Below are 8,253 nucleotides of genomic sequence, written 5' to 3' on the forward strand. Positions count from 1 at the left end.
AGTTGCTTATGAAAGAAAATATATATAGTGATTTTTACCAAGAAGAAGGGAAACGCGTAGATTATAAAGCCATATTTTTCGAATACCTTCTTTATTGGCCCGTTATCGTAGGAGTTTTGGTTTGTTTTATCGTGGGGGCGTATATTTACCTCCGTTATTGTGAGCCGGTATATAGTGTAAGTTCTACGGTTTTGATTAAGCAGGCCGATCATTCGAAATCGGGTTCTTCTGCATTCGCTTCTTCTATTCAGGATTTTGGCTCTTTTTCTGTAGCAAACGATTTCGAAAATGAATTAGAGATTTTGCAGTCATATACCTTGATAAAAAAGGTGGTAACTACGTTGGGGCTGTATATCGATTATGCGGAAGACGGAGGTTTTGGTTATGATCCGGTAATGTATCAAACGTCTCCTATACAGGTTTGGATGGCACCTGAAGAAGCCGACCGATTGCCTTCTGCTTTGCAGATACAGATGGAGTGTTTGCCTCAAGGGAAAGTGAATGCAGCACTTCATTATCAGATAGGTAAGGAAACCTGTTCTTTAGAAAAGTCGTTTGATAAGTTGCCTGCCGTATTTATTACTCCTGTAGGTACGCTGAATCTTTCGTGGAGAACAGATTCGGTGTCTAAGCGATTGAATTCCCCCTTGTTTTTATCGGCTACAATCGAATCACCTTCTGTTGCGGCAGACAAGTATAAAATGCATTTAACGGCTGAGCCGGTAGGGGATTTTACTTCAATTGTCAAGTTGACTTGTGAAGATGTCAGTGTACGTAGGGGGGTAGATTTCCTCCGTATGCTTGTTACCCAATATAATAACGAGGCGAATGAAGACAAGAATCAGGTGGCTACCCGTACGGCACAATTTATTGATGAGCGTATTCGCATCATTAATGCCGAGTTAGGCTCTACTGAAAGTGAGTTGGCTGAATACAAGCAACGGGCTGGACTGACAGACCTGAGTGCGGATGCCCAGTTAGCGTTGCAGGAAAGTTCGGAATATGATAAACAGCGTGCCGAGAATACCAATCAGTTGCGTCTTATCGCTTTTTTGCGTAGCTATATTGATGACCCTAAAAATCGTTACGAAGTGATTCCAGCCAATGTCGGGTTGGCCGACGGAGCGTTGGTGAATGTGATAGCCCAGTACAATGAATTATTGGTTGAACGGAAACGTTTGCTTCGTAGCTCTAACGAAAATAATCCGATGCTGATTAATCTGGACGCATCGATAGCGGTTACCCGAAACACGGTACTTACGACCGTAGAAAATGTAGAAAAAGGATTACAGATTACCCGTAATAGCCTTGACCTTCAAGCTGGTAAGTATCAAAGCCGTATCAACCGTGCGCCGCAACAGGAACGGGAGCTTATCAGTATTACCCGCCAGCAGGAAATCAAGGCGAATCTTTACCTGATGTTGTTGCAGAAACGTGAGGAAAACGCCATAACTCTAGCGGCTACAGCCAATAACGGACGTATCATCGAAGAACCTCGTCGAAGCGGTTTGGTGGCTCCGAATACATTGAATATTTATTTTGTAGCTTTAGTTTTAGGATTGTTTTTCCCTATTATGGGTATTTATTTGGTTCGTTTGTTACGGTTTAAGATAGAAAGCCGTGTGGATGTGGAACGGATTACCAATGTATCTGTCATCGGTGATGTGCCGTTAGTTGATAATGTGAAGACTGATTCGGTCGTTATCAAGGAAAATGAGAACGGTTTGATGGAAGAAGTGTTCCGCAATGTGCGGACCAATATTCAGTATATGTTGCAGGAAGGGCAGAAAGTGATTCTGTTTACATCTACTGTTCAGGGGGAAGGCAAGAGTTTCAATGCCGCTAACCTTGCTGTCAGTTTCGCTTTTATGGACCGCCGGACGGTTGTGGTAGGTATGGATATCCGCAAACCGAAACTGAATCACATTTTCGGTCTTTCGGGTAAGCTTCCGGGTATGACTCAATTCTTGGCTTCTCCTTCATCGGTCGATTTACTTTCGCTTTGCCAGCCTACGGCAGTTTCGCCCAATCTCTATGTCTTGCCGAGCGGTGCTGTTCCGCCCAATCCTACCGAATTGGTTGCTCGGAAATCGTTAGAGCAAGCCATAGACCTTTTGAAGCAACATTTCGATTATGTTATTCTTGATACTGCTCCTATTGGCATGGTAACCGATACTCGTTTGATAGCCCGTGTAGCGGATTTGAGTGTGTACGTATGTCGTGCCGGTTATACCCATAAAAACGATTTCGAATTGATAAATGAGTTAGAGCAGGAAAAGAAACTGCCCAATCTGTGTGTACTTATCAATGGCATTGATATGAGTAAGCGTAAGAACGGATATTATTATAGCTATGGAAAGTATAGCAAATACGGCTATGGTAAAAAATACGGTTATGGATATGGATACGGAAACGAGAAATGACAAGCCTTTAGTCAGTGTCCTGTTGCCGGTTTACAATGCACAAGATACTGTTGTTGAGGCTATCCAGAGCATTTTGGCTCAGACTTATACCCACTTTGAACTGGTAGTTATCAACGATGGTTCCACAGATGCAACACGTGAGCGTATCCTCTCTGTTCGCGATGACCGAATTCGTTACTACGAGAACGAGGGCAATCAGGGCTTGGTCTATACGCTGAACCGAGGCATTGACTTATGTCGGGGTAAATACATTGCCCGCATGGATGCGGATGACATTTCATTGCCTACACGGTTTGAAAAGCAGGTGGAGGTGATGGAAAAATCGCCGAATATTATTGTTTGTGGAACGGATATTAGTTTCTTTGGGGATCCAAAAAGAGTAAAGCGTGCTAGAGCCGGTTATATATGTTTTTCATCTCCGGATGTTTTCCGGAAAATTTTGATTATAGTAATAGGTTTTGCACATTCGGCTGTTATGATGCGTAAAAGTATATTGGATAAATATCATCTTCGTTATGATGCAGATTATCCTTGTGCAGAGGATTATAAGTTTTGGATGGATCTGGCTCCTTATGGTGATTTTTATAATATTCCGGAAAAATTGTTGATGTATAGATTTTCTGCAACACAAATTACACGGTCGGAAAATCAGGTGCAGGCAGATAGTACAAAAAAAGCCCGCTGGTTGTTTCTGGAAAGGAACCTGAGTCCTGAAACTATGAAACTGCTGAGAGAAAATATTGACCTGAAAGTGCTCAGAAGGGTACGGAAAGAAACGGACAATATCAAAATATGGGAGGCTTTATACATGTCGTTCACAAAATTCAGTTGGATGGATTGGCCCTATTTCGTTTTGTCCGGTGATATATTCCGGCTGAAAAGATTCTGTTTCAGTAGTCTGGTATTGAGACGATTTCGTCCGTACTCGGCTCTGTTGTAATAAAATCCTGTTAGTTGTTTATGCCTGTCAATTCACGGACAGCCAAAAGCTTGCGGAATGCCTGGGTTGCCCTCTTGTTCTATTTCCTCAACCTGCTGCTGCAGTTCTTTTCCCGTAAAATCTTTTTGGATTATTTGGGAAGCGAAGTGTTAGGCTTGAACACTACGGCTCAGAATCTGTTAGGGTTTCTCAACTTGGCTGAGTTGGGCATTGGCAGTGCAGTGGCATATAATTTGTATAAGCCCTTGTTTGAGGGCAATCGTCAAGTCGTCAACGAAATTGTTTCCATCCAGGGTTGGCTCTACCGGCGGGTCGCTTATATGGTCTTGGCTGGAGCTTGCGTATTGATGTTTTTTTTCCCTTGGATTTTTGCCAAGGCGCAGGTGCCATTGGGCTATGCTTACGGTTCTTTTGCTGTTTTGCTGGTGTCTTCGCTGTTGGGCTATTTTGTTAATTACCGTCAGATTGTTCTTGCGGCAGACCAGCAGCAATACCGGCTTACCTATAGTACTCAAAGTGTCCGCATCATCAAAGTTATTCTGCAAATCCTGGCTGTCCGTTTCCTTAGTCACGGTTATGTGTGGTGGTTAGTCTTGGAATTGCTGATGGCTGTCCTTTCCTCTTATGTATTAGACCGCTGTGTCAGGAAAGTGTATCCTTGGCTTCAGACTGCGATCTGTAAAGGGGCAGACTTGCAGAAACACTATCCGAGCATTATCACCAAAACAAAGCAGATATTTTTCCATCAAATAGCCACCTATGTTTTGACACAGACCAGTCCGCTTATTATCTATGCATACGCTTCGCTAACTTTGGTGGCGGTGTATGGAAACTATCTGTTGATTATTAATGGTATCACTCAACTGATGGGTGCGTTGCTCAATGGTATTTGGTCCGGTGTGGGTAATTTGGTGGCAGAAGGCAATAAAGAGCGTATCAGGTCTGTGTTTTGGGAGCTGACAGTATTTCGCTTATGGTTGGCTTCGGTGGCCTGTTTTGGACTGTATATGTTAGGACATTCATTCATTACGTTGTGGGTGGGTGCGGAATATGTACTTCCACAGTCGGCATATATCCTGTTGATAGGTATTACTTTTATCCAGCTTTCCCGTACAAACGAGGTCTTTATTAGTGCTTACGGTATTTTTCAGGATATTGGGGCACCAGTAGTCGAAACGTTATTGAATTTAGGCTTATCCGTTGGATTGGGCTATTTTTATGGATTGACAGGTATTCTCTCTGGTGTATTGATTAGTTTGTTGGTGATGGTGGTTGGCTGGAAACCTTATTTCTTGTATCGATATGGTTTTAAGGAAAGTGTTGGGGAATATGTGTGGCGGTATACGAAAATGTTGTGCCTAATAGCGATAGCTTGGTTGCTTTGTAAATGGCTAGTTGGTGCTTATGTGACTACGGTAAGTTTAAGTTTTGGAAAATGGACGTTTTCTGTTTTGATTACAGTTGGAAGTTACATTTTGATAAGTTTGGGTATGTTCTGTTGCTGCGATAAGGCAGCACGAGATATTATTAAGAGGATGTTAGTAGTGATTTGGCGTTAACTAAGATTAAGTAAATAGTTGTCTTATAAGTTTAAATAAAAACGCAATGATAAAAAATCTGTCAGATTTGAAGTATTATTTGGAATGTGATAAAAAAGCGTTAGGTGTAAAAAAATCATTTCCTAGTTTGTTGGGCGATGATATTTGGAAATTGGAAATCCATTTGCGTTTTGCGGAATACATATACAACACCAGAGGAAAAAATATCATTAAAAGGATTTTTTCACGTCTATTTCGTTATAGCTATGAAAGAAGATGTGCCAAAAGGTGTTGTGAAATTCCCCTTAATTGTATAGGCCCCGGACTATGTATATGGCATGGGTTTAACATCATAATTAATGGTGGAGCAACAATTGGTAAGAATTTTGGTATATCTGCGAGTTGCAATATAGGGCATGCAAAGAATAAAGTGCCAACTATCGGAGATAATGTTACAATGTGTTTAGGAAGTAAGGTGTTAGGTGGAATCCATATATGTAATAATGTAACTATTGGGGCTGGAGCTTTAGTTTTGAAGGATATAGATACAGAATTTTGTACTGTTGGTGGTGTTCCTGCCAAAATACTATCAAGAAAGAATCCTAATGAACCACTGATACGTGGATAAATCATTTGGGATGTCTTCAATGTTTATTACTGAGTCTACTTGAAAAAGTCCCTTTTCTCATTTTTATCCCCTCTTAGAAGCACCTGTAGGGCGTTAATTTCTGTCAAGAATGACTTTCTCAAGTGGACTCAGCTAAATTCAAAGCTAATTAATTAACAAAAAACTCGTTTTAGGGCACTGAAAAGTGCCCTTTCAAAGAGGGATGCCCTAAATTGAGTGCTTACTAAATTGTTGCTTCAATGATGTCAAATATCTATGTGATTCCCCTGATTCTGGGGCTATTTGATTAATTGTTAAACTTGTCCTATTTTAACGAGACATTAATGATAATGTTTAATGATTTAGATGAAAGTATCAATTGTAATTCCTATTTATAATGTATCTGATTATATTGCAGATTGTTTGCGGAGTGTGTTAAATCAGACATATTCTGAATTGGAAATTATTTTGGTAAATGATGCAACTCCTGATAATTCCATGGAAGAGGCAAAACCTTGGATTGAGGAATTGCAAAAGCGTTATGAGGTTAAAGTAGTGAGCCATGTGTATAATCGTGGTGTGTCAGCTGCGCGCAATACGGGTATAGAGGTGGCTACGGCTGATTGGATTTACTTTCTGGATTCTGATGACGAAATAATTCCAAACTGCATAGAATTACTGGTTGCTAAAATAGAAAAATATCCAGATGTGGATTTTGTGATAGGAAACTTTAAAATACTTGGAACAAACAGTAAGGGTAATAATCCTGATTTTTTGACTTGCGCTTCTTGCGTGAAAGGAAATGAGAATATATTGCAGGATTACATTGCAGGTAAATGGTATGTGATGCCATGGAATCACTTATATAGAAAAGCATATCTGTTGCAAAACAACCTATTTTTCAAAGAGGGGCTGTTGCAAGAAGATATATTGTTTTCATTCCAAATAGCTACTACAGCACGTTATATGGCTGCTGTTTATGAAAAAACATATATTTATAAGATTCGTTCTGACGGAAGTCTCTCAACCCAATGCAAGTTATTAAAGGATCTTGAGGATCTGTTGTTTATTCTTCAAGAGAAATATACATACATCCTCAGGCAGTATCAAGCTGGAATTCATATCATTCCGTTTACATATAGTGTGGACAATCTATATGGTTATGCCCTATCGTTGGCTAAGAGCAAACAAGTTAGTCAATCGGATAAAATTCGACTACTATCCCAAGCCCAAAAAACATTTGTATCCTTGTTCCCTTACAAAAGTGGACCATGTAACTTGAAATATAAAATTCTGACTTTGTTATTTAAATTTCCTTTCTGTTTCATTTTGCTGACTATCAAGTGGTATCTGTGGCTGAAAAGGCTGCGAGGAGTGTTGGGATAAAAATCCTATAACATATTTTGCCAAATTATATTGAATAGATTTTAAAGTATTGATAATCAATATTTAAGTGTTTGTAATGAATAGTAACGTGACGAAGCCTGCTATATCGGTAATTATTCCGGTATATAACGTTGAGCCTTATTTAAGAAAATGTATTGATAGTGTTTTGGATCAGAGTTTTACTGATTTTGAACTGTTGTTGGTAGATGATGGAAGTATAGATGGTTCAGGAATGATTTGTGATGAATATACTGATTTGGATACCCGTATCAAGGTCTTTCATACGCTTAATCGAGGAGTGAGTGCAGCACGTAATTTAGGTATGAAGTATGCACAGGCACCATGGGTTTGTTTTGTGGATAGTGACGATTGGGTAGATACAAACTATTTGTCTGCATTTATGGATGATTCCTTGAACGAAAATACTCTTTTAGTTCAAAAAGTATTGGTTGATAAAGAAAATAAGAAAGGCAAGTCAGTTAATCTTTGCACCGTATTGGATGTTGATTATAAAAATAAATATTCTTTTTATGTTGCTTTGCTAATTCCAGGAAGCTCTCCTGTTGCTAAACTTTATAATGTGCAACTTATCAAGAAATACCAGATTTATTTTGATGAAAAATTGTCCATAGCAGAGGATGTGTTATTTTTGTGGACCTATCTTTTTTATGTGAAAGAGGTTCGGTTAATATCTTCGGCGGCCTATCATTATATACAGCGAAATAATGATTCTTTAGTTCGTAGGTTTCATTCTTCTGAAGAATGGATATACCTTTCAAAATCTTTGTATGAAAGATTAAAGGTACTGCTGCAGTGTGGATTTTTAAAGAATATACCTGATGAACGATTGAGATGCATTGTATTCCATAGAATTTTAGTGCCTCTATTCAAGGCATGCAAAAATATGAATCACAAAAATTATGTGACGATACTTACAGATGTGAGGGCACAAAAAAAGTTAATAGACAAGTATTATGTTCCAACAATTTGGTGGGGAATACACAAATATTTCATTTTTTGTCGTTTTTTATCAGATAAGAGCCTCCTATGGGTATTTATATGGATAAGATTTGCTGGTATATTGAGAAAAAGAATTAAAAATCTGGTTTTGTTATGAAAGTGAATTATTTTTAGTGGATGTTTAATATGCAGAAGTATAAGCGGTGCAACAAATTCTGGCATACAACGTAGAGTCTTATTATAAGAAAAATGTATCGATTGTATTTTAAATCAGAGTTTTGTTGATTTTGTAAGAAACTGTTTTGAATTGATTCAAGAATAATGTTATAAGCATCTTCAGATCTCAAATCAGCCGGTCAATTGGAAAAATGTTATATCTTTAAAGGTACCAAACAATAA

General features: G+C 38.9%; 6 protein-coding genes. All 6 read left to right on the forward strand.

The features are described 5' to 3' along the window. The first annotated feature begins 8 nt into the window (after positions 1-8). Positions 9-2,423: a GumC family protein gene (locus B5F78_RS04785; protein ID WP_087406161.1), complete on the forward strand. Its 2,415-nt coding sequence runs from the start codon at positions 9-11 to the stop codon at positions 2,421-2,423. Continuing rightward, entirely contained in the window at positions 2,395-3,363 is a 969-nt protein-coding gene (locus tag B5F78_RS04790; protein ID WP_239473408.1) for a glycosyltransferase family 2 protein, read from the forward strand. Before B5F78_RS04785 ends, B5F78_RS04790 begins: the two co-directional genes overlap by 29 nt. A gap of 20 nt (positions 3,364-3,383) precedes the next feature. Further along, the gene (locus tag B5F78_RS04795; RefSeq protein WP_087406162.1) at positions 3,384-4,922 is read left to right on the forward strand and encodes a lipopolysaccharide biosynthesis protein; all 1,539 of its coding nucleotides are present in this window, start codon (positions 3,384-3,386) and stop codon (positions 4,920-4,922) included. A 46-nt stretch (positions 4,923-4,968) separates the two neighbouring features. Further along, entirely contained in the window at positions 4,969-5,529 is a 561-nt protein-coding gene (locus B5F78_RS04800) for a serine O-acetyltransferase (protein ID WP_087406163.1), read from the forward strand. Between the two features lie 345 nt (positions 5,530-5,874). Beyond that, complete coding sequence (locus tag B5F78_RS04805; RefSeq protein ID WP_087406164.1) at positions 5,875-6,894, forward strand: glycosyltransferase family 2 protein; 1,020 nt, start codon at positions 5,875-5,877, stop codon at positions 6,892-6,894. A gap of 76 nt (positions 6,895-6,970) precedes the next feature. Further along, positions 6,971-8,011, forward strand: a complete 1,041-nt coding sequence (locus B5F78_RS04810; protein WP_087406165.1) for a glycosyltransferase family 2 protein — start codon at positions 6,971-6,973, stop codon at positions 8,009-8,011. Positions 8,012-8,253 lie beyond the last annotated feature (242 nt).

It is taken from the genome of Bacteroides sp. An279 (genome assembly GCF_002159615.1).
GTDB classification, from domain to species: Bacteria; Bacteroidota; Bacteroidia; order Bacteroidales; family Bacteroidaceae; genus Phocaeicola; species Phocaeicola intestinalis.